The following is a 20977-nucleotide window of genomic DNA, read 5'->3' on the forward strand; positions in this document are numbered from 1 at the left end:
AATCGCATGCAACGGCCGACCATTCTCGTTCTCAAGGCGCTCATCGCTGTGATGATCCTGCTGATCCTCGCCTGCCAGCTCTTCCTCGTGCCCCCGACCGCGCAGGGTATGAGCCGGGTGTACCCCGAGTTCGCCGACCTCGTCGTGCCGGGCATCGTGATCGCCGAGCTGTTCCTCCTGTGCATCCAAGTGGTGAACGTGTGCGTGTGGCGGCTGCTGTCGATGGTCGGCGAGCAGAACATCTTCAGCACCGACGCGTTCCGCTGGGTCGACGTGATCCTCGGCGCGATCATCGCCGCGACCCTGCTCATCGTCGTCGCGTTCGCGACGCTGTTCGCCGCCGGCGTCGCCAACCCCTCCGTGCAACTGCTCTGCGCACTCGGCGTCGTCGTCGGCTCGGGGCTCTCCTTCCTCGTCATCGTCATGCGGGGGCTGCTGAAGAACGCCGCTCAGCTGCAGCAGGACCTCTCCGAGGTGGTCTGATGCCCATCGTCATCGACCTCGACGTCGAGCTCGCGAAGCGCAAGATGTCGGTCGCCGACCTCGCGGCGGCGATCGACATCACCCCCGTGAACGTTTCGGTCTTGAAGAACGGCCGCGCCAAGGCGGTGCGCTTCTCGACGCTCGACGCGATCTGCCGGGTGCTCGAGTGCCAGCCCGGCGACATCCTGCGTTGGGTTCCCGATGAGACGGATGCCGCGTCCGACGCCGAATCGGAGGTGTCGGCATGACTCAGCTCACGGCCTCCGTAGCGCGCGGATGGAGCGACGCCGCAGTCGCGTACCTGCTCGACTTGACCGTGTGCCCGGTCTGCTCGGGCGATCGCCTCAGCGACGGGCGATGCCCGACCTGCGGCGCGCTCGTCGACGCCGAGCTCGGCTCGGCGCTCGTCGCCGCGTCCGAGCGGGCGGCCGCGGCGCTCCGCGACCGGCAGTCGGTCGTCGACCGGATTCCGGTGCCGGTCGCCGTGGGTGACCGGGTCACGGCAATGGATGTCCCGGCCCCCGCTTCTCGGGCAGCCGTCGGCTCCGAGGCATCCGACACGATCGCGCCGCCGCCGAGCGCGAACACGCCGGGAACGCCCGCCGCAGCGCGTCCCGAATCGAGCGCCACGGTCCAGTCGGTGCTCGCCGTCGCGGGCGCCGGGCTGCTCGCCGTCGCCGCCGTCGTCTTCACCTATTTCAACCCCGACCTCACCGACCACGGCGTGCGCAGCACGATCATCGCGGCGATCACGTTCGTGTTCCTCGGCGGGGCGTGGTGGCTCGCCCGACGCGGCCTGCGCTTCTCGGCGGAGTCGGTCGGCGGTCTCGGGCTGGTGTTCGGGGCCCTCGACGTCGCCGCGGTCGTCGAGCTGGCAGCCGACCCGGCGAGCGCATGGCTCAGCGCTGCGGTCGCCACGCTCCTCGGCGGTGCCGCGATGGCGGTGTTCGGGCTCCTGGCACGAATCCGCATCTGGATCTGGGCGTCGCTCGTCGCGCTCGCAACCGTTCCCGCGATGTTCGGGTACGCAGGCGAAGACGTCGGGACCTCACTCGCCGGCCACCTCGCTGCGGCGTACGCCGCGTTCGGCCTCATCGCGATGGCTCGGCGCATCGCACCGCGGTTCGGCGGTCGCCTCGTCGCAGAGGAACGCACCCTCACGTTCCTGCAGATCGTCGCCGTGCCGCTTGTCATCGTGCTGGTGCCGTTCGTCGACGCGACGTCGAACGCGACCCGCTGGCTCGTCGTCGCGGGCACCCTCGCGAGCATCTCGGTGCTCGGCGTGCTCTCGTCGCGCCACCCTGCGCGCGGGTTCTGGAGCGCGCTCGCGGGCTTCACTGGCATCGCCGCGGTCGCGGTGCTGCCGTTCGCGACCGGCCTCGGCGACGACCTGCCGGCGTTCTGGGCGATCACCGTGCTCGTCGGGGGTGCGCACGTCGGACTCATCGCGGCGTGGCTGCTCGCGCCGGCTCTTCGCGGCGTGGCGCCGCAGGCGTATGCAGCCGGCGCGCTCGGCGCGGTCGCGGCATCCGTCGCCGTTCCCGCGTTCACCGGAGCCATAGCGGTCCTCACCACGCTCGCCGGAACACTCACCCCCGTGCCGTACGAGGCACCGCTCACCGAGACCGGCGACATCGTCGCGGTCGCGTCGGCGTGCGCGATCTCAGCGATCGGCCTCGCCTCGATCGCGGTGATCACCGCACGTCGGCTCCGCCTCACGACCGCGCCGTCCGAGGCGGCTCCGCAGCGCGGGACCGACGGAGTACTCGGCACCTTCGCAGCGTTGCTCGGCATGCTCGCCTGGCTCCTGTTCGCCTGCCCCCCTGCGTTCGCCGTCGGGGTGCGCATCGCGATCGCGCTGACGCTCGTGCTCGTGGTCGTCGTGGCCCTGCGAATCTTCGCCGTGCGCCCCGGCACCCTCCCGGGCGGCTCACTCCTCGGAGGAGCGCACGTTGCGATCCTGCTGGGTGCGCTGCTCGCGGGCACGGATGCCACGACCCAGCCGTGGGCCGGAATCGCGGTGCTCGTGGCACTCACGGCGCTCGCCCTCGAAATGCCCGCGAAGGCGCGCTTCCTCTACGTCGGCACCGGCTTCGCCTACGCGCTGTCGGTCGTCGCAACGGTGCTCGGCACGACCGCGCTCGGGGGCATCGCGCAGTGGTGCCTCACGACCGCGGTCGCCCTGCTCGTCGCGATCGTCGCGACGTTCCTGCCGCGGGTCGGAGCGCGCTCGTGGTGGGCGATCCTCGCGGTCGCCGCCGTGCCCTTCGGCATCGGCATCGTGCAGGTCGTGTTCGAGCGCAGCGGCTGGACCGCGCTCTCGACGGGGCTCATGCTGCTGCTCGCGGCGACCCTCGTGATCACACGCCGCCCCGGACTCGGCGTCGGGCTCCGCACCGCGGCGGCGGCGCTCATCGTGCCGAGTGCCGCCGTGGTCGTGGTCTGCCTCGGAGCGGAGGTGCTCGCCGCCAGCGCCTCCCCCGTCGTGCTGCCCGTGATCGCGGCGATCGTCGCGGCGGTCCTGCCCGCGACTGCGGCCATCGGGCGGGCGCTCGAACGTCACGGCCTCGACGCCGTGGCATCACGCGCCGCGCGCATCGCCATCGAGTGGTCGACGCTCACGACCGGCGCGATCGCGGTGCTGCTCTCGCTCGTACGCCTCGCGGCAGGCCTCGAGACGACACTCGTCGTGCTCGTGGTGCTCGGACTCGGTGCCACCGCGATGGCCGTCGTGCAGCGCCGTCGGCTCGGTTGGTGGCTCGCTGCAGCGAGCTTCACGGGCGCGCTCTGGAGCATTTGGGGCCTCGCCGGCGTCACCGAGATCGAGGCGTTCCTCGTACCGCCGGGCCTGACCGCAGCGCTCGTCGGCGCGGTGCTCACGGCTCGTGGTGCGCGCGGGTTCGCGCTCGTGGCATCCGGGCTGCTCGTCGCGGTGCTGCCGACGCTGCTGACGCTCGGAGTCTCATTGCTCTCGATCGCCGAGGGCGACGGCGCCGACGGCGCCGCCGACCTGCGCGGGTGGGCGCTGATCGGCGCGGCCTGGCTGCTCGTCGCGATCGGACTGATGATCGGCCGCAGAGGCGGCGACAGCGGTTCGCCGCGCGCTGCGCGGCTTCGGACGCTGCGACCGGCGGTCTTCTCATCGGCGATCGTCGCCGCCGCGGCCGGTGCGCTGCAGGGCGCGCGCCTGGGTGTCGACGGCATGCCCGCGTCACCCCTCGTCGGCATCCCGCTCGTGCTCGTGTGCGCGGGCGTCGGCCTCATCGGCGCGGCGGCGGCGACGACGGCGGGGCGTGCGATCGCCGCGGGCGCCCCAACCGGTTCGGCGCTCGCTCGATCGCGATGGCTGACCGCTCCGGCGCTCGTCTACCTCGCGTTCGCGGCGTGGCCCGCGATCCGCACCGAGTGGCCCGAGATCTGGTCGATGTGGGCGCTCATGCTCGCCCTGCTGGCCGTCATGCTGCTCTCGGCGGTGCGCTCGCTCACCGCCAGCACGAGCCTGCCGCCCGTGTGGTTCGCCTTCGCGGTCGCGTTCGTGACGGCGGTGGTCGCGTGGAGCCCGCGCGAACTGCGCGTGGAGTGGTTCTCGGTGCCGCTCGGCCTGTTCCTGCTCGCGGCCGGCGTGGTCGCGCTTCGGCGGGGCGGGGCCGACGACTCGATGCGGGATGCCGCGGCAACGACCGATGACGTACGTCGGCGCTCGCTCGCGGCCTGGCCGGGGGGTTGGCGCGGATCGTGGGTGCTGCTCGCCCCCGGGCTCGTCGTGCTGCTCTCCGCGTCGATCGCGGCGACCTTCACCGACCCGCAGACGTGGCGGGCCATCCTCGTCATCCTGTTCGCGCTGACCGCGATCCTCGTCGGCTCGGCCAGGAAGCTCGCCGCGCCGTTCCTCATCGGCATCATCGTGCTGCCGATCGAGAACGTGGTCGTCTTCGCCGTGCAGATCGGCCGCGGCATCGAGTCGATGCCGTGGTGGATCACCCTCGCCGTGGTCGGCGCCGTGCTGCTCATCATCGCCGTCACGACCGAGCGGCGCGCGGGCGCCCAGCAGGGCATCGCCGCGCGGCTGGGTGATCTGCGATGAGGTGGGCGGTGGCCGGGCCTAGACAATGTGAAAGGCCCTGGCGTCTGTCGACTCGTCGGGCCTTTCTATGCCGAAGCGTCCTTCGGTGGTGAGGATGATCATACGCCGCTCGTCGCAGGATGCAAGAGGTTCGTGACATTCGCTCACATCCAGTGTCAGCCTTCGCCTTCGGCGACCTCGACTGCGAACCGCAGCCCAGCCTGCGGCCGGACGCTGCCGTAGACGGTCACCGCAGCCACTGCAGGAAGACGCGGCCGACACGCCGCTCGCCTTCGCGCGTTCAGCGCTCCCAGTCACGCTTCAGCAGTCCGTACACCCAGGTGTCGGACACGTCGCCGTTGACGATGCAGTCCTCGCGCAGGGTCCCCTCGCGCACGAAGTCGAGCTTCTCGAGCACTCGGGCCGAGGCCGCGTTGCGGGTATCGGTCTCGGACTGGACCCGATTGAGATCGAGCGTGTCGAAGGCCCATCCGAGGATGGCGCGCGCCGACTCGGTCGCATAGCCGTGGCCCCACGCCGCCTTGGTGAAGCAGTAGCCCAGGGAGGCGCTGCGAAAGTCCGGGTTCCAGCTGTTGAAGGTGCACCAACCGATGAACGCCTGGTCGGCGACGCGCTCGATCGCTACGCGGGCACCACTGCCTTCCTCCGCCATCCGTCGGCAGCCGTCCATGAAGCGCGCGATCGAGGCTCGGTCGACCCACGGCGGAGAGTCCCAATAGCGCAGCACCTCGGCGTCGCTCTGCAACGCGAAGAGCGCATCGGCATCGTCGTCCGTGAACGGACGAAGTCGCAAGCGTTCGGTTTCCAAGGTCGGGGTCGGTAGTGCCATGGAGTCACCCTCGCAGGACACGGTTCGCCCTGATCACTCGATCAGGGCGAACCGGAGTTCGATGACGCCACGCACCGCCGACCTCAGGGTCCGATCTCGGCGAGGAACCCCTTCACCCGCTCCATGAGCAGTGCGGACGCCTCCGGGTCGTACGTGTCGAGCGAGGAGTCGGCGAAGAGATGCTGGTCGCCGGGGTAGACGAACAGCTCGGCGTGGCTCGTCGAGCCGACGAGTTCGTGCGCGGCCGGCAGGTCCTCGTCGAAGAACTCGTCGCCCTCCTTGCCGTGGATCTGCACCGGCACCCCCTCGGGCCATACTCCCCCGAACTCCGCGACCGGAATGCAAGAGTACATGAGCAGCGCCCCGCGGGCACCGGGCCGGGTCTGCGCGAATCGCTGGGCGATCATCACGCCGAACGAGAATCCGGCGTAGACGAGCTCAGTACCGAGCTCCTCCGCCGCGGCGGCGCCGCGCTCCCGGATGGCGTCGAGCCCTGTCTCGCGCGCGAATCCGAAACCCTCCTCGATGCTGCCGAACGTGCGCCCGTCGAACAGATCGGGCGTGTGCACGGTATGGCCGGCCTGTCGCAGGTCGTCGGCGAAGGCCTGCACACCGTCGGTCAGGCCCTGGATGTGGTGGTACAGCAGCACTTCGGCCATGTCAGCGACTTCCCTCCGATTGATCGATTCTTTTGGATCATTCCACGATGCTAGTCTGTTCGGTCATGGCGGACAACCCTCCGGACTACGAGCTCGCCGATCGGATGGCACTGACCGAGCCGGCCCAGGTGAGAGCCATCGGCCACCCGGTCCGCACCATGATCCTGCAGCTCCTCCACGAGCGGGCTGCGACCGTCACCGAGTTGGCGGCGGCGATCGCACGCCCGAAGAGCACGGTCGCGCACCACGTGGACGTGCTCACCCGCAACGGCTTGCTCCGGGTGGTGCGCACGCGGAAGGTGCGGGCGATCGACGAACGCTTCTACGGGCGCACCGCGCGCATGTTCTCCGTGGCGGCGGAGCCGTCATCCACCGGCGGAGCGGCGTCGGGCGACTTCAACGACTTCGAGGTCGCTGCACGCGAGTCTGCGACGGCGTTCGAGGAGGGAAGGCTCTGGGGCTTCATCCGGCATGCGCGCATCTCGGAGGATCAGGCCTCCGAGTTCTGGGACCGCATGGCCGAACTGGTCGATGAGTTCGACCGACTGCCGAGGTCCGGCGAGACGGTCTACGGGTTCGCGATCGGCATCTACCCCACCGCCTACCCGGCCCTACCGGCCGCAGAGTGAGGCCTGCCACTGCCGGCTTTACCCGCCCTCACGAGTTGAACCTGAACTCCACCACGTCGCGGCTCATCGCCTGCGACACGACCGCGGCCAGTTGCGAATCAGCGATCGAATCTTGAAGATCAAGTACACCGTCAACGTTGCGCTTGTCGCGCCAAAGCCAGCAACTGCGGCCCCAAGGGTGCCCTCTCCCCAACGGCCGCCTAGATCGATGGGTGCGCCCATGTCGCCGTCGACCTCAACCCAAACACTCGCCAGTCCGATCACGAAGATACCGAGGACGACAACGCTGACGGCAACGCTCGCCACTTCGCCGTAAGGCTTTTTCCTATCTCTGCGCCGACGAATCATCGCATGCTCTTGGTTGCAAGAGGTGGTTTCATACGGAACCCGAGCACGTCACCGGTCATCGAAGCACTCCAGTCACTGCCGCGACTGCAACTCCGATCCCGACGAGGCCGAACAGCACACCGCCGACTCGGTACCAGATGATGATCGCAGCACTCGGGGCGAATCGCTCGCGTAGCCGCTTCGTCGTTCGAGTACGATCCATGTTCCGTCGGTAGATCGCCTCCATGCGCTCCGGATGCCGCACGAACACATATGCCAATCCGACTGCTAACACTCCCCAGAAGTACGCGAAAACCTGAGGGCCGGACATCACTACACGTTGAACCGGAACTCGACGACGTCGCCGTCCTGCATGACGTAGTCCTTGCCCTCCATGCGGGCCTTGCCCTTGGCGCGCGCTTCCGCGACCGAGCCGGTCGCGACGAGGTCGTCGAACGAGATCACCTCGGCCTTGATGAAGCCGCGCTCGAAGTCGGTGTGGATCACGCCGGCGGCCTGCGGAGCCTTCCAGCCCTTGTGGATGGTCCACGCGCGCGACTCCTTGGGGCCGGCTGTGAGGTAGGTCTGCAGCCCGAGCGTGTCGAAGCCGACTCGGGCGAGCTGGTCGAGGCCCGACTCGTCCTGTCCGGTCGACGCGAGCAGCTCGGCGGCGTCGTCGGGGTCGAGGTCGATGAGCTCCGACTCGATCTTCGCGTCGAGGAACACCGCTTCGGCGGGCGCGACCAGCTCGGCGAGCTCGGCCTTCTTCGCGGCATCCGTCAGCACCGCCTCGTCGACATTGAAGACGTAGATGAACGGTTTCGCGGTCAGCAGCCCCAGTTCGCGAATCGGCGCGAGATCGACGGATGCCGCGGAGAGGGGTGTGCCCTTCTGAAGCGCCTCCTGCGCCTCCTTCGCGGCGGCGAGCACCGACGGGTCGAGCTTCCTGCCCTTGACCTCTTTCTCGTAGCGCGCGATGGCGCGTTCGAGGGTCTCGAGGTCGGCGAGGATCAACTCGGTGTTGATGGTCTCCATGTCGGCCTTGGGGTCGATCGTGCCCTCGACGTGCACGACGTCGGAGTCGTCGAACCCGCGCACGACCTGCGCGATCGCGTCGGCCTCGCGGATGTTCGCGAGGAACTTGTTGCCGAGCCCCTCACCCTCGGACGCGCCCTTCACGATGCCGGCGATATCGACGAACGACACAGCCGCGGGCAGGATGCGCTCGGAGCCGAAGATGCCGGCGAGCGTCTCGAGCCGCGGGTCGGGCAGGTTCACCACGCCGATGTTGGGTTCGATCGTCGCGAACGGGTAGTTCGCCGCGAGCACCTGGTTCTTGGTGAGCGCGTTGAACAGGGTGGACTTGCCGACGTTGGGCAGGCCGACGATGCCGATAGTGAGAGCCACGAGGGTCTATCGTACCTGCGTCACGCCCGGGACATCCGTGCTCGCTCCCACCCGCCGTACGCGCAGCGTGAGGTACACCCCGACGACCACGACGGCGCCGCCGGCGAGCGCGACCGGATCGAGCGCCTGCCCGAGCAGCACGGCGATGGCGACGGTGAACACCGGCAGCAGGTTCAGGAACACCCCTGCCCGCGACGGGCCCGCCGCCGCTGCCCCGAGGTTCCACAGCGCGTAGCCGAGCATCGAGGGGAACAGCACGATGTACGCGAGCCCCGCGATCCCGGCTGCCGATTCGGGCAGCGTCACACCGGTCACCGCGATGAGCGGCAGCATCGTGACGACCGCGAACACCGACTGCACCGCGGTCGCCGTGATCGGCGGGGTCGCGAGGCGGCGCGCGACGAGCGAGTACGCGGTCCACGCGATGACGGATGCCACGACGAGGACATCGCCGAGGCGGAAGCCCTCAGCGACGAGCGACCCGAGGTCGCCCCCGGTGAGCACGATCACGACGCCGACGAAGGCCACGGCGATGCCCACGATCTGCATACCCCGCAGGCGTTCCCGCAGGAAGAGCGCGGCGCCGAGCGCGATCATCGCCGGGTTGATCGCCGAGATCACGCTCGCGGCGACGGCGCCGGTGAGCCCGAGCGCGCTGTAGAGCAGCAGGGTGTACCCGGTCAGTCCGAGCATCGACTGCAGCAGGTGCATCGGCCATTCGCGCACTGCTGTTCGCCAATCGGGCCGCTCGATCGCCCAGGCGAGCAGAAGCAGCGGCACGGCCGCGAACGCCCAGCGCCAGAACGTGAGCGACACCGGTGAGACCTCGGACGTGACCATCTCGCCGAAGACGTAGTTGCCCGCCCAGAAGAGGTTGGCGAGGACCAGGAACAGGATGACCCGACCGCGCTTCATCCCGCGATTCTACGGGCGGGGCGGATCAGCCGTTCCTCGTGCGTTGCAACCGGTCGGGCCGGGATCGTTATCCGAGCGTCATCCAGTCGTGACAGGAGATCCGCCATCATAAATGGATGAGGACACTCCGTTTCGCCGCGGTCGCGCTCGCCGCTGTCGCACTCACCGGCTGCGCCGCAGCCGCCGCCGGACCGAGCACTCCGTCGCCGACCGCCGTAGTGACCGAGACGCCGACTCCCGCCCCCGAGCCGGTCGCCGCCGAGATCGTCGTGAGCGGCGTCGGCTTCACGCTCGTCGACACCGCCGGCGAGACGGTCTTCACGCACGCCTGGGCCGACGAGGTCGCGCCCGCGGTCGCCGCCCTCACTGGGGCGTTCCAGTCCGAACCGACGATGTCGCTGCGCGACGGGTCGGGCGGGCACTTCGCGGACTTCGACCTATATACGTGGGGCGCTTTCACCCTCGGCGACGCGGTCGACCTCGAGAAGCCGCGAGCCGACTACTTCCTGCCCTCGCTGGTCGAGGTCACCGAGCCCGAGGTCGCAGGCATCACCGTGGTGACATCGAGCGGGTTCGCCGTCGGTTCCACGGTGGCGGCCGTCAGCGAGGTCGAGCCCCTTGTCCGCGAGGCGCGCGACGCCGACGACTACTTCGAGTACCGGGTCGACCCCGAAGACCCCGCCCTCGTACCCCCGGCCCCTGGCGGGGAGACCACAGACATGGTGGGCCTGCAGGCCGATGCGACCGACACGACCATCACCCTCCTCAAGGCACCCGTGCTCTCGTACTACCCGTTCTGATCGCGCGGGCGCCCGACCGTTATCCGATCAGCCGCGTGCGGTAGCAGTGCGTGACATACGGCACCTCGAGCTCGTCGGCGCCGGCGAGGTCGGGATGGGTCTCGAGCAGGGTCTCGAGGGCGGCGAGCATCGCGTGCTGCTCGGCCTTGCTCGCGGTGATGAAGTACGAGCGCGATCGAACGAGATCGAGGAACCGCTGCCGGGACATCCGCTCGACCCATTCGACCGTGTGCTCCTCGATGGCGCCGAACGGCGGCCCGACCTTGACGTACGTCTCGAACGTTGCGCTCGCGTCGTGACGCTCGTGCATGATCTCGCCGGCCTGGCGAAGCCAATCGGCACGGATGTCGCGACTGTTCCACACGAGACCGAGCACGCCGCCCGGCCGCAGGACCCGGGCGATCTCGGGGACCGCGCGCGCGGGGAGGAACCAGTGCCAGGCCTGACCGGCGACGACGGCGTCGACCGAACGGTCTTCGAGAGGGATGTCCTCGGCCGTGCCGAGGATGCGCGGCACGCCGGGCACCGCGATCTCGAGCTCCTCGAGCATCTCCTCGACGGGGTCGACGGCGATGACGTCGCGGTCGAGTTCGACGAGCGCCTCGGTGAGCTTGCCGGTGCCGGCGCCGAGGTCGAGCACACGCGCCGCGTCGCCGACGAGCCATTCGATCGCCGCCGAGGGGTACCCGGGGCGCGACCGGTGGTACACCGAGGCCGCCGCACCGAAGGAACGCGCAGACCTGACCGTCGCCGGATCTCCCGGGTCGGCCACGAGTCCGCCGCGTGTCGCGTCCGACCGCTCATCGCCCATGAAGTGCCCTCTCGTCGTCGCCGCCGCCGGTGCCATTCCACGCCCTGCGTGCGGCATCCGTCAACCTTCGTCGGTCGATGAGCGACGAAGTCGCATCTCGAGACCCGCCGGTCGAGCAGCGACGAAGTCGCGTCTCGAGACCCGCCGCTGCGCAACCGGGGCCGTGTCCGACCGCCGTGCGACGATACGTGCGTGCCAGTGGACTTCACCGCGATCGATTTCGAAACCGCCAACTCCTCTGGCGCCTCAGCCTGCTCGGTGGGCCTCGTCAAGGTGCGCGACGGACGTGTCGTCGACCGCGTGCACTGGTACATCAGGCCGCCGTTCCCGCACGACGAGTTCTCGCAGTGGAACGTGCGCATCCACGGCATCACGCCGGCGATGGTGGCGGATGCCCCGGGGTGGGGCACCCGCGTCGCAGGGCTGCGCGAGTTCGCGGGCGACGACGTGCTCGTCGCGCACAACGCAGGGTTCGACATGGGCGTCATCGTCAAGGCTTCAGAGGCGCTGGGCATCCCCGTGCCCGACTACCGCTCGCTGTGCAGCCTGCAGGTCGCGAGGCGCACGTACCACCTCGACTCGTACCGGCTGCCCGTTGCGGCGAGGGCCGCCGGCTTCGAGGATTTCTCGCACCACGACGCGCTCGCCGACGCCGAGGCCTGCGCGGCGATCGTCGTGCACGCGGCGGCACGCCACGAGGCGGGCGACATCGAGCAGCTCGCGCACATCACGCGCGTCCGGCTCGGAGCGATCGGGCCCGTCGCGCTCCGCGACGACCGCGCCGCGCACGGTCCGATGGCGCTGCAGTAGCCAGGCGGTCCTCAGACCGGGTGCGCGTAGCGGGCGGCGATCGCCGCGGCGCGGTCGCGCAGGAAGTCGCGCAACGACTGCGGGGCCAGGGCTTCCGCGTCCGTGCCGAGTTGCCACAGCGCCCATTCGGCGTGCCGTGAGTCTTGGAAGGTCGCCTCCAGCAGCAGCCAGCCGTTCTCGTCGGCTTCCTCCACGAGAACGGCCAGCGCCGTGTCCACCAACTCCGCTCGCCGCGTCGGGTGCAGTCGTACGCGCACCGCGACCTGCTCGCCGCCGGTCCGGAACTGCGTGCTGCGCTCCTGCCAGATCTGCTCCAGGTCGACGCGGTCGGGTCGCTGCGCCCGCTCGGGAAGCTCCTCGGCGGCCAGGATCCGTGACAGCCGGTACGTGCGATCCGCGCCGGACGTCGTGGCCAGCAGGTATCCCTTGTCGCGCACAGTGACGAGTCCGATCGGGTCGACCGTGCGCCACCTCGGGGCACGATCCACCGCTGCGTAGTGGATGCGCAGTCTGCGACCGGCGAGCACCGCACGCCGGACCTCGACCATGACGGCCTCGGGCACGTCCTCGGTGACGTGTCGGCGTGCGAGCAGGTCGGTGGCCGGGTCGACGAGGAATCGCTCGGCCACGTCGACGGCGGTGACCTGGTGGCTGTCGGGCAGCGCGTCGACCACCTTGCGCATGGCCGAGGCGAGCGCTGAACCCAGGCCGAACACCTGCTCACCGCGCTTCGATCCGGCGGTCAGCAGGGCGAGGGCCTCGTCGTGGTTCAGGCCGGTGAGCTCGGTCCGGAAACCGGGCAGCAACTCGAACCCGCCGTGCCTGCCGCGCTCGGCATAGACCGGAACCCCTGCCGCGGACAGCGCCTCGATGTCGCGCAGCACGGTGCGGGTGGAGACCTCGAGCTCGCGGGCCAGCGTCTCTGCGGAGAGCCGACCGCGCTGGCGCAGCATCAGCACCAGCGAGACGAGACGATCGGCGCGCATGCCGAAAGGCTAGCGAAATACCTGACAGAGGATGTCGTGATTCATTGGAAGGCTCGTGATGCGGCCTCGAATCCGGCGGCTCCCGAGCCGACGGACGTGCGCCGTTCCCAAAGGATCGAATGGAGCTGATGCAGCGATGGAACGAGTGGCAGTCAACCCGGTGACGTGGTCGGCGGAGATGGGATTCAATCAGGGGGAGGTCGTCTCCGGGCACTCTCGGACCCTGTACATCTCGGGGCAGACCGCGATGAACGGCGACGGCATCCCCCAGCACGACGACGACCTGGCGGCGCAGTTGGCGCTGAGCATCGACAACCTCGAGGCCGTGCTCGGTGAGGCCGGCATGTCCCTCGCGAACCTGGTGCGCCTCAACGTCTACACCACCGATGTCGATGCGCTGTTCCCGCACTACGGCGTGCTGGCGTCGCGGTTGGGCGCCGCCGGGGTGGCGCCGACCACCACGATGCTCGGGGTGATGCGGCTGGCGATCCCCGGCCAGATGGTCGAGCTCGAGGGGACCGCCGTCGGGTGATACGCGCCCGCCGCCGCTGCTCGGGCCGATCGAAACCGGCGCGAGCAGCGGGGCGGTGGGTGAATTCGGATGCTCGGGTGCTGATTGCGGATCCGCGCGTCATGCGCACTCGCCGCGAGCCGAACCGTCCGATGTCGGCGGCCGCTGCGACACTCGATGACATGGAGATCCTGCTGCTCGTCATCGGCCTCGTCGTGGGCGTCGCGCTCGGCGCGCTCGGCGCCTGGTTCCTCGTCCAGCGGCGCGCCGCCGCGGCGGCGGGCGACGTCGCCGTCGCCGTCGAGAACCCGGCACTCGTCGAAGCGCGTCACCAGCAGGCGCTCACCGAGTTGCGCGCGGCCGCCGAGGCGCAGCTGTCCCGCGCACTCGCCGATGAGCAGGCCAAGCAGGCCGCGCTCGGCGCCGAGCTCGCAGCAGTCGAGGCGACCGCTGCCGGGCTGCGCGAGCAGATCGAGGCCGCGCGGGCCCAGTACCGTGAGATCGTCGAGCGCCAGCAGCTCGAGCAGCGCGAGCGCGAGGCTCGCGAGGCGGCCGACAGCAGGGTGTTGCAGGCGCTCGGCCCGGTCAAGCAGACACTCAGCGACATGCAATCGAAGGTCACGGCACTCGAGACCCAGCGGCACCAGCAGCACGGCGAGCTGAGCCAGCAGCTGAAGATCGCGGCCGAGAACGAGGAGCGGCTGCGTTCGACGGCGGAGTCCCTGGCATCGGCGCTGCGCTCGAACAGCACGCGCGGCGTATGGGGCGAGACCCAGCTGCGCAGCGTCGTCGAGGCGGCGGGCCTCATCGAGCGCGTCGACTTCGACACGCAGCACTCCGTCACCACCGACGCGGGCGCCGGTCGCCCCGACATGGTCATCCACCTGCCCGGCGGAAAGCACATCGCCGTCGACGCCAAGGTGCCGTTCAACGCCTACCTTGAGGCGAGCCAGATCCCGGCGACCGCGTCGGGCGCTGACGGTGCGCAGCGCGACCGCCTCATGAAGGGCCACGTCAAGGCCGTGCGCGACCACATCACCGCGCTCGGCGGCAAGACCTACTGGGAGGGGCTCGGCGCCTCCCCCGAGATGGTCATCGCGTTCATTCCGAGCGAATCGCTCATCTCGAGTGCGCTCGAAGCCGACCCGTCGCTGCTCGAGTTCGCCTTCGCGAAGCGCGTCGCGCTCGCCTCTCCGGTCACGCTGTGGTCGGTGCTCAAGACCGTCGCGTTCAGCTGGCAGCAAGACGTCCTCACGAAAGAGGCGAAGACCCTGTTCGACCTCAGCCGCGAGCTCTACGCGCGCCTCTCGACCACGGCAGGCCAGATCGAAAAGCTCGGTCGCACGATCGAGCGCAGCGTGAAGGACTACAACGCCTTCGTCGGCTCCCTCGAGTCGCGCGTGCTACCCACCGCGCGCAAGCTCAAGGCGCTCGACGAGACCAAGGTGCTCGCGACTCTCGAGGGCATCGAAGAAAGCCCGCGCGAACTGACGGCCTACGAGTTCACGACCGGGACCGCAGAGGATTCACCGGCCGAGATCGAGGCACTCATCGAGCACGACGACCTCATCGCCGACATCGATCCCGAGATCCGCTCGTCGCTCTAGGCAGCATGCATCGCCCGCGCGTCGCGTGAGCGGGTGTCCCGCGAGCGGCGGCGGCACTGGTCGGGTGAACCGTCAGGTGGCGAGGACGCTCAGCACGTTTCCGGCAGGGTCGCGGAACCACGCGATGTCGGGTCCTTGGCCGCTTTGGCTCCCGCGAGCAATGCCCCGCCCGTCGGTGCCGTAGTCGTCGGGTGCCTCGTAGATCTTCGTCACGACGCCGGCGGAATTCAGCTCGTCGACCGCCCGATCGATGTTCTCGACGACGAAGTTGAAGATCGTGAACGTGGCCGGCACGTGATCGGGCTTCGGGTAGATGAACACCGACTGCCCCGACGGCAAGGTCAATTGCAGTGCGCCGGCCATCGGTTCGTCACTCACCGGAAGCCCGAGCTTTGTACCGTAGAACTCCCGTGCCGCCTCGATGTCGTCGACGCTGAACCCCGGGAACGCATCTCGAATGGTGACCATGTGGGTCCTCCTTCAATCCCGCCAAGACTCGCACTCCGAACGGCTCGCGTCGAGAGCTCGAACGCACACGGGTCGATGCGCGCGCACATTCAGCCCGGTTCGGGCTCGGCGCGACCCGACCGCTCGGCCCGTGGGTGCGGCTCGTCGACCGGCGGCTCGAACCCCGCCGCGGCCTCGGCGCCCGTCACGATCGTCGCGTCGGCGTGTGCGTCGAGCGGATGCGCGAGCTCGTCTTCGCCGAGGCGCGCCAGCGCAAGCGTCGCGAGCGCGAGGAACGGCGGGACGAGGCCCGCGATGAGGAACGCCGGCACGAGCCCGATGGCTTCGCCGACCGGCCCGGCGACCGCCATCGAGATGGGCATGAGCGCAAGTGACACGAAGAAGTCGAGGCTCGAGACCCGGCCGAGCATCGACGGCGGCACCCTGCGCTGCAGCAGGGTGCCCCACACGACCTGTGCCCCGTCGAACAGCACGCCGACGATGAAGAGCGCGATGACCATGACCCACAACCAGGACGTCAGTCCGACGATGGCGAGGGGCACGCAGCCGAAGCCCCAGGCGAGGATCATGAGCGTCAGGTACCGCCGCGGAATGCGAACCGACGCCACCGTGAGCGAGCCGACCGCACCGCCGACGCCGAACGCCGCGAGCGCGAGCGCGAATGCACCGGCTCCGCCGCCGGTCTGGTCTTTCACCGCGAACGGCAGCAGCACCTCGATGGGCCCCATGATGAGGAACACGAGGATGATCGAGAACACGAGCGTGGCGAACAGCCACCGCGTCTGCAGGAGGTAGCGGAACCCGTCGCGCATGTCGATGAACGACTGCCGCACCGGATGTACGACGACCTCGTCGGGATCACGCCGCACCGCGGTGGTGCGCATGACCAGCAGTACCGCCGCTGCCCCGCCCTGCAACACAGCGACGACCGCGAACGCGAGCCATGGCGCCTGCACCGCGATGAGCGCGCTAGCCAGCGCGGGGCCGGCGGCCTGCATCACCGCTGGCCGCAGCACTCCCTCGACCCCGTTGGCGGCGAGGAGCTGCTCGGACGGGAGGATCGCGGGCAGCCACGCCGAGTAGGCGGGATAGAAGAAGCCGTCGGCGACACCGAGCACGAACGAGAGCACGGCGATGTGCCAGACCTCGATGACACCCGAGGCGGCGAGCACCGCGGCGACGGCGAACGTCGCCCCGCGCACGATCTCGACCGCGAGCAGGATGTAGCGCTGCGGGATGCGGTCGGCCGCGACGCCCCCGAACAGCACCGCGAGCACGAGCCCTAGGCTCGCGCCCACCGCGACGTACGAGAGGTCGATCGGCGACCCGCCGAGCTCGACGACCTGCCAGACCGCGGCGACGAGCCAGGCGCCGGCCGACAGCAGCGACGCGGAGAGCGCCGCCACCAACAGGCGGTACTGGCCCGACGAGAACGGGCGGAGCGCGCGCGGAAGACGACTGGCGTCGGTCATCGGTACATTGTGCCCGGAGCCGCCGACATCCGCCCGCGAGATCAGGTCATCGGTCGGCTGCGTCGAGCCATTTCTCGACGAGGTGGTCGGCGACGATGCGGCGAATCGTGCCCGACTTGCCGCGCAGCACGATCGACTCGGTGCGGATGATCGGCCCCTTCTTGCGCACGCCGTCGACGAGTTCGCCGTCGGTGACGCCGGTCGCGACGAAGAAGGTGTTGTCGCTGCGCACGAGCTCGTCGAGCTCGTACACCTTGTCGCAGTCGAGCCCGGCCGCCTCGCCGCGTCGGCGCTCGGCGTCGTCCTTCGGCGCGAGCCGCCCCTGCATGAATCCACCGAGCGCCTTGATCGCGCACGCCGTGGTGATGCCCTCGGGGCTGCCGCCGATGCCGACGCACATGTCGATGCGCGACTCGTAGCGGGCGGCGTTGATGCCGCCCGCGACGTCGCCGTCGCTGATCAGCCGCGTGCCGGCGCCGGCTTCGCGGATGTCGGCGATGAGCTGCTCGTGCCGCGGCCGGTTCAACACCGCGACCCGCAGTTCACCCACGTCCTTGCCCTTCGCGGCAGCGAGCGCGCGCAGGTTCTCCCCGATGGGCTTACGGATGTCGACGACACCGATGCCCGCGGCATCCGTGACGATCTTGTCCATGTAGAAGACGCTCGACGCATCGAGCATCGTGCCGCGATCGGCGACCGCGATCACCGACAGCGCGTTCTGGCGGCCCGCGGCCGTGAGCGAGGTGCCGTCGATGGGGTCGACCGCGATGTCGCACGCCGGGCCGCGCCCGTTGCCGACCCGCTCGCCGTTGAAGAGCATGGGCGCCTGGTCCTTCTCGCCCTCGCCGATGACGACGACACCGTCGAAGTTCACCGTGCCGAGGAACGCGCGCATCGCATCGACCGCGGCGCCGTCGGCGCCGAGCTTGTCGCCGCGCCCGATCCACGGGTACGAGCGGATCGCGGCCGCCTCGGTCGCCCGCACGAGCTCGAGCGCGATGTTGCGGTCGGGGTGCAGGTAGAGGGTTTCGGTGTCGGTGCTCACCATCGAGGGGTCCTCCGGGACGCGTGTGATCGACCTCGCCGAGGTCGGGCTGAGTGGGCGATCGCCCGGTTCCAGCCTAGGCACGCGGCCGACCGTCGGCACCGGATTTCCACCGTCGCGGAGGTGAAAGATCGTCGAATCTTAAGAATTCGATCGCGGCGCCCGCACCCGCAACGTCCCGTCCCATCCCGCCCCTTCCCTCCCCATCCCCGTCCCGTCCCGTCCCGCCTCGTCCTGTCCCGTCCCGTCCCGCATCTTCGCGTCCCGTCCCGTCCCGCTCCGTCCCGGCCCGAAAACAGGAAGACACGCCGCCGCCGCACCGAGAACAGGAAACCTTGCGGCGTGTCTACTGGAGGTTCCTGTTTTCGGCACGCAGTCGCCGCGTTCCGGGATCACGCAGTCGCCGCGTTCCGGGATCACGCGGCCGCCGCGTTCCGGGATCACCGGGGCCGACGCGCCACGACTCCCCCGGCGCCAGTTCGGCGCCCGAGCCGAACGAGCACGGCGTGACGGCCGCGACGAACAGCCACGCGTCGGCGCCGCACAGGTCGTCGAGACTGAGCACATGGGTCTCCGAGAGCCCCGCCGCCACGATGCGCGACCGCTCGGCCGTCGACTGCGGCGCGAGCCTCGCGTGCATCGATCCGCCGAGTGCACGCACCGCCGCCGCGGTGAGCACCCCCTCGGGCGCGCCGCCGATGCCGGCGACGACGTCGAGGCCGCCACCACGCCGCGCGGCACGGATGCACCGTTCGACGTCGCCGTGTTCGAAGAGCTCGACGGATGCCCCTGCCGCCCGGGCCTCGGCGACGAATCGCTCGTTGCGCGGCCGATCCTGCACGGCGACCCGCACCTCGGCCGGGGAGACCCCGCACGCCGCGGCCGCGCGCCCGACGATCTCGACGATCGAGGCGCCGGCCGGGACATCCGGCACCCAGGTCACGTGCTTCTCCATGTAGTGGGCCGCACCCAGCGAGGCGAGCGCGCCACCCGGCGCGACCGCCATGACCGCCATCGCACCCGGCCGACCGGCCGCCGCGAGGCGCGTGCCGTCGACGGGATCGACGGCGAGGTCGACGACCGGGCCCGCACCGGTGCCGAATCGCTCGCCGACGAAGAGCATGGGCGCCTCGTCCTTCTCGCCCTCGCCGACGACCACGACGCCGTCGACGGCGAGAGGCGCGAGCGCCGCGCGGAGGGCGCGCACGGCGAGCCCGTCGATGTCGTCGCCACGACCCGAACCGACGAGCGGCGCCGCGGCGAGCGCCGCCCCGACGGCAGCCGCCTCGAATCCGTCGGCGAGGCCGGTTGCGGCGAGATCGAGGGGGTCATGCACCATGGCACCATCATCGCCCAGCCTCAGTCGTGAGCCTCGCTCGGCAACTCAGTAGACTCGTGGCGAACCCAACAGTCTTCCGAAGGAGCACCATGCCCATCGCCACCCCCGAGCAGTACGCCGAGATGCTGGACACCGCGAAGGCGAAGGGCTTCGCGTTCCCCGCGTTCAACGTCTCCTCCTCGCAGACCCTCAACGCGGTGCTGCAGGGCCTCACCGAGGCGGGTTCCGACGGCATCATCCAGGTCACCACGGGCGGCGCCGACTACTTCGCCGGCCACACCGTGAAGGCCCGCGCGGCGGGCGCCCTCGCGTTCGCGCGCTTCGCGCACGAGGTCGCCAAGAGCTACCCGATCACCGTCGCGCTGCACACCGATCACTGCCCGAAGCCCGCTCTCGCCGACTTCGTGTTCCCGCTCATCGAGGCCTCCGAGGCCGAGGTCAAGGCCGGCCGCAACCCGATCTTCCAGTCGCACATGTGGGACGGCTCGGCCGTGCCCCTCGACGAGAACCTCGAGATCGCGAAGGAGATCCTTCCTCGCATGAAGGCGATCAACGCGATCCTCGAGGTCGAGATCGGCGTGGTCGGCGGCGAAGAAGACGGCGTGAAGCACGAGGGCTCGAACGAGGCCCTCTACACGACGCTCGACGACGCCGTCGAGACCGTCGAGGCGCTCGGCCTCGGCGAGCAGGGCCGCTACATGGCCGCCCTCACATTCGGCAATGTGCACGGCGTCTACGCACCCGGCAACGTGAAGCTGCGCCCGGCGCTCCTCAAGGAGATCCAAGACGGACTGGCCGCCAAGTACGGCACCGGTGAGAAGCCGCTCGACCTCGTCTTCCACGGCGGTTCGGGCTCGACCGATGACGAGATCGCCGAGGCGGTGCGCAATGGCGTCGTGAAGATGAACATCGACACCGACACGCAGTACGCGTTCACGCGCTCGATCGCCGGCTACATGATGCAGAACTACGACGGCGTGCTGAAGGTCGACGGCTCGGTCGGCAACAAGAAGCAGTACGACCCGCGCGCGTGGGGCAAGATCGCCGAGTCGGCGATGGCCGTGCGCGTCGGCGAATCGACCCGGCAGCTGGGTTCTGCCGGCCAGTCGATCACGGCATAGGGCGACGGATGTCCGACGACGAGGCCGCTCGAAACACCGGTGACGCCGGGGCCGGTGACGGAGGTGCAGGCGCTCCCGCGCCGACGCCGGGCGCCGCACAGCCCGCCGCGGGCCGTGACGAGCGGCCTCGTCCCCAATACGGCGAGTACGCCCCAGAGGGGTGGACGTGGCAGCCGCCGGCAGCGGCGCAGCACACCGATGACACGCCCGTCGTGGCGGCGGCCGCCCCGGTCGCCGCGGTTGCCGGTACGACGGCAACGCGCCGGCCCGTCGATCGGGCCTGGACCATCGCGCTGCTCGTCTTCGGTGTCTTCGGCGTCATCTACAACAGCGCGTCGCTCATGCTCCTGCCGCAGAACCTGCTCGAGTCGATGCAGCTCTCGGCGGCGATCCTCGGCGTCGAGCCGGCGACCTCGTTCACGCCCGGCCCCGCCGTGCCGACGATCGTCGCGATCGGCGTCGCCGTGCAGGTGCTGCTCTGGCTCGGCGCCGCGCGCTGGTCGATCGTTCGCATACGCTCGGGCCGTCTCGCCTGGTGGGTCCCGCTCGTCGCGGGCGCCGTGGCGTTCGTCGCGGTCGTCATCACGAGCAGCCTGATCATGGCGAGCGACCCCGACTTCCTGACGTCGCTCACCCCGTAGGGCGCCCGCGACAGGGCGCCCGCGACACGGCGC

General features: G+C 70.0%; 20 protein-coding genes. 10 read left to right on the forward strand and 10 right to left on the reverse strand.

Annotated elements, in window-relative coordinates; genetic code table 11:
• The first annotated feature begins 6 nt into the window (after positions 1–6).
• From LQ757_RS10590 to LQ757_RS10600, 3 genes are read left to right on the forward strand one after another with little or no spacing between them, the layout of a single operon-like run.
• On the forward strand, positions 7–483 hold the full coding sequence (locus LQ757_RS10590) for a DUF2975 domain-containing protein (protein ID WP_231047166.1): 477 nt from the start codon (positions 7–9) through the stop codon (positions 481–483).
• The gene (locus LQ757_RS10595) at positions 483–731 is read left to right on the forward strand and encodes a helix-turn-helix domain-containing protein (RefSeq protein ID WP_231047167.1); all 249 of its coding nucleotides are present in this window, start codon (positions 483–485) and stop codon (positions 729–731) included. Before LQ757_RS10590 ends, LQ757_RS10595 begins: the two co-directional genes overlap by 1 nt.
• On the forward strand, positions 728–4567 hold the full coding sequence (locus LQ757_RS10600; RefSeq protein WP_231047168.1) for an SCO7613 C-terminal domain-containing membrane protein: 3840 nt from the start codon (positions 728–730) through the stop codon (positions 4565–4567). Before LQ757_RS10595 ends, LQ757_RS10600 begins: the two co-directional genes overlap by 4 nt.
• A gap of 280 nt (positions 4568–4847) precedes the next feature.
• Here the strand turns inward: LQ757_RS10600 and LQ757_RS10605 are convergent, their stop codons facing one another.
• Together LQ757_RS10605 and LQ757_RS10610 are read right to left on the reverse strand one after the other, a co-directional pair.
• Entirely contained in the window at positions 4848–5396 is a 549-nt protein-coding gene (locus tag LQ757_RS10605) for a GNAT family N-acetyltransferase (protein ID WP_231047169.1), read from the reverse strand.
• A gap of 83 nt (positions 5397–5479) precedes the next feature.
• Positions 5480–6055, reverse strand: coding sequence for a dienelactone hydrolase family protein (locus LQ757_RS10610; protein ID WP_231047170.1), 576 nt, complete (start codon positions 6053–6055; stop codon positions 5480–5482).
• A gap of 65 nt (positions 6056–6120) precedes the next feature.
• Between LQ757_RS10610 and LQ757_RS10615 the strand changes: the two genes are divergently transcribed.
• A complete protein-coding gene (locus LQ757_RS10615; RefSeq protein ID WP_231047171.1) occupies positions 6121–6684 on the forward strand; it encodes an ArsR/SmtB family transcription factor in 564 nt (187 codons plus the stop codon).
• A gap of 660 nt (positions 6685–7344) precedes the next feature.
• Here the strand turns inward: LQ757_RS10615 and ychF are convergent.
• Both ychF and LQ757_RS10625 read right to left on the reverse strand, forming a co-directional pair.
• Positions 7345–8418: a redox-regulated ATPase YchF gene (ychF, locus tag LQ757_RS10620; protein ID WP_231047172.1), complete on the reverse strand. Its 1074-nt coding sequence runs from the start codon at positions 8416–8418 to the stop codon at positions 7345–7347.
• 6 nt (positions 8419–8424) lie between these two features.
• Positions 8425–9333 (reverse strand): DMT family transporter, encoded by a 909-nt coding sequence (locus tag LQ757_RS10625; RefSeq protein WP_231047173.1) that lies wholly within the window; start codon positions 9331–9333, stop codon positions 8425–8427.
• Between the two features lie 116 nt (positions 9334–9449).
• Between LQ757_RS10625 and LQ757_RS10630 the strand changes: the two genes are divergently transcribed.
• Positions 9450–10133, forward strand: a complete 684-nt coding sequence (locus LQ757_RS10630) for a hypothetical protein (protein WP_231047174.1) — start codon at positions 9450–9452, stop codon at positions 10131–10133.
• Positions 10134–10152: 19 nt separating this feature from the next.
• On the opposite strand, the gene LQ757_RS10635 is transcribed toward LQ757_RS10630, so the two are convergent.
• Positions 10153–10944, reverse strand: coding sequence for a class I SAM-dependent methyltransferase (locus LQ757_RS10635; RefSeq protein ID WP_231047175.1), 792 nt, complete (start codon positions 10942–10944; stop codon positions 10153–10155).
• Positions 10945–11136: 192 nt separating this feature from the next.
• Here LQ757_RS10635 and LQ757_RS10640 point away from each other — a divergent pair, with 192 nt between their 5' ends.
• A complete protein-coding gene (locus LQ757_RS10640; RefSeq protein ID WP_231047176.1) occupies positions 11137–11754 on the forward strand; it encodes a 3'-5' exonuclease in 618 nt (205 codons plus the stop codon).
• Positions 11755–11765: 11 nt separating this feature from the next.
• On the opposite strand, the gene LQ757_RS10645 is transcribed toward LQ757_RS10640, so the two are convergent.
• Complete coding sequence (locus tag LQ757_RS10645; protein ID WP_231047177.1) at positions 11766–12740, reverse strand: helix-turn-helix transcriptional regulator; 975 nt, start codon at positions 12738–12740, stop codon at positions 11766–11768.
• 136 nt (positions 12741–12876) lie between these two features.
• Here LQ757_RS10645 and LQ757_RS10650 point away from each other — a divergent pair, with 136 nt between their 5' ends.
• Both LQ757_RS10650 and LQ757_RS10655 read left to right on the forward strand, forming a co-directional pair.
• Positions 12877–13272: a RidA family protein gene (locus tag LQ757_RS10650; RefSeq protein WP_231047178.1), complete on the forward strand. Its 396-nt coding sequence runs from the start codon at positions 12877–12879 to the stop codon at positions 13270–13272.
• A 161-nt stretch (positions 13273–13433) separates the two neighbouring features.
• Positions 13434–14858 carry a DNA recombination protein RmuC gene (locus tag LQ757_RS10655; RefSeq protein WP_231047179.1) on the forward strand — a complete coding sequence of 475 codons (1425 nt, stop codon included), beginning with the start codon at positions 13434–13436 and terminating at the stop codon, positions 14856–14858.
• Between the two features lie 72 nt (positions 14859–14930).
• On the opposite strand, the gene LQ757_RS10660 is transcribed toward LQ757_RS10655, so the two are convergent.
• From LQ757_RS10660 to LQ757_RS10675, 4 genes are all read right to left on the reverse strand, one after another.
• Positions 14931–15326, reverse strand: a complete 396-nt coding sequence (locus LQ757_RS10660; protein ID WP_231047180.1) for a VOC family protein — start codon at positions 15324–15326, stop codon at positions 14931–14933.
• A gap of 89 nt (positions 15327–15415) precedes the next feature.
• Positions 15416–16798 (reverse strand): MFS transporter, encoded by a 1383-nt coding sequence (locus LQ757_RS10665; RefSeq protein WP_231047181.1) that lies wholly within the window; start codon positions 16796–16798, stop codon positions 15416–15418.
• A 46-nt stretch (positions 16799–16844) separates the two neighbouring features.
• Entirely contained in the window at positions 16845–17846 is a 1002-nt protein-coding gene (gene glpX / locus LQ757_RS10670; protein WP_231047182.1) for a class II fructose-bisphosphatase, read from the reverse strand.
• Between the two features lie 343 nt (positions 17847–18189).
• Positions 18190–19182 (reverse strand): fructose-bisphosphatase class II, encoded by a 993-nt coding sequence (locus tag LQ757_RS10675; RefSeq protein ID WP_231047183.1) that lies wholly within the window; start codon positions 19180–19182, stop codon positions 18190–18192.
• A gap of 56 nt (positions 19183–19238) precedes the next feature.
• On the opposite strand from LQ757_RS10675, the gene fbaA reads away from it, so the two are divergent.
• Both fbaA and LQ757_RS10685 read left to right on the forward strand, forming a co-directional pair.
• On the forward strand, positions 19239–20303 hold the full coding sequence (gene fbaA / locus LQ757_RS10680; protein ID WP_308195608.1) for a class II fructose-bisphosphate aldolase: 1065 nt from the start codon (positions 19239–19241) through the stop codon (positions 20301–20303).
• Between the two features lie 8 nt (positions 20304–20311).
• Complete coding sequence (locus LQ757_RS10685) at positions 20312–20944, forward strand: DUF6264 family protein (RefSeq protein WP_231047185.1); 633 nt, start codon at positions 20312–20314, stop codon at positions 20942–20944.
• The last annotated feature ends 33 nt before the right edge of the window (positions 20945–20977 follow it).

The sequence above is a fragment of the Agromyces cavernae genome, from assembly GCF_021044935.1.
Taxonomy (GTDB): domain Bacteria; phylum Actinomycetota; class Actinomycetes; order Actinomycetales; family Microbacteriaceae; genus Agromyces; species Agromyces cavernae.

Excerpts from the sequence above, each read along its gene's own strand:
- LQ757_RS10660 (WP_231047180.1), bottom strand. The coding sequence starts at position 15,326 with ATGGTCACCATTCGAGATGCGTTCCCGGGGTTCAGCGTCGACGACATC.
- LQ757_RS10665 (WP_231047181.1), bottom strand. The coding sequence starts at position 16,798 with ATGACCGACGCCAGTCGTCTTCCGCGCGCGCTCCGCCCGTTCTCGTCG.
- LQ757_RS10635 (WP_231047175.1), bottom strand. The coding sequence starts at position 10,944 with ATGGGCGATGAGCGGTCGGACGCGACACGCGGCGGACTCGTGGCCGAC.
- LQ757_RS10600 (WP_231047168.1), top strand. The coding sequence starts at position 728 with ATGACTCAGCTCACGGCCTCCGTAGCGCGCGGATGGAGCGACGCCGCA.
- LQ757_RS10655 (WP_231047179.1), top strand. The coding sequence starts at position 13,434 with ATGGAGATCCTGCTGCTCGTCATCGGCCTCGTCGTGGGCGTCGCGCTC.
- LQ757_RS10685 (WP_231047185.1), top strand. The coding sequence starts at position 20,312 with ATGTCCGACGACGAGGCCGCTCGAAACACCGGTGACGCCGGGGCCGGT.
- glpX (WP_231047182.1), bottom strand. The coding sequence starts at position 17,846 with ATGGTGAGCACCGACACCGAAACCCTCTACCTGCACCCCGACCGCAAC.
- LQ757_RS10645 (WP_231047177.1), bottom strand. The coding sequence starts at position 12,740 with ATGCGCGCCGATCGTCTCGTCTCGCTGGTGCTGATGCTGCGCCAGCGC.
- LQ757_RS10615 (WP_231047171.1), top strand. The coding sequence starts at position 6,121 with ATGGCGGACAACCCTCCGGACTACGAGCTCGCCGATCGGATGGCACTG.
- LQ757_RS10590 (WP_231047166.1), top strand. The coding sequence starts at position 7 with ATGCAACGGCCGACCATTCTCGTTCTCAAGGCGCTCATCGCTGTGATG.
- LQ757_RS10625 (WP_231047173.1), bottom strand. The coding sequence starts at position 9,333 with ATGAAGCGCGGTCGGGTCATCCTGTTCCTGGTCCTCGCCAACCTCTTC.
- LQ757_RS10675 (WP_231047183.1), bottom strand. The coding sequence starts at position 19,182 with ATGGTGCATGACCCCCTCGATCTCGCCGCAACCGGCCTCGCCGACGGA.
- LQ757_RS10605 (WP_231047169.1), bottom strand. The coding sequence starts at position 5,396 with ATGGCACTACCGACCCCGACCTTGGAAACCGAACGCTTGCGACTTCGT.
- LQ757_RS10650 (WP_231047178.1), top strand. The coding sequence starts at position 12,877 with ATGGAACGAGTGGCAGTCAACCCGGTGACGTGGTCGGCGGAGATGGGA.
- LQ757_RS10595 (WP_231047167.1), top strand. The coding sequence starts at position 483 with ATGCCCATCGTCATCGACCTCGACGTCGAGCTCGCGAAGCGCAAGATG.
- LQ757_RS10630 (WP_231047174.1), top strand. The coding sequence starts at position 9,450 with ATGAGGACACTCCGTTTCGCCGCGGTCGCGCTCGCCGCTGTCGCACTC.
- LQ757_RS10610 (WP_231047170.1), bottom strand. The coding sequence starts at position 6,055 with ATGGCCGAAGTGCTGCTGTACCACCACATCCAGGGCCTGACCGACGGT.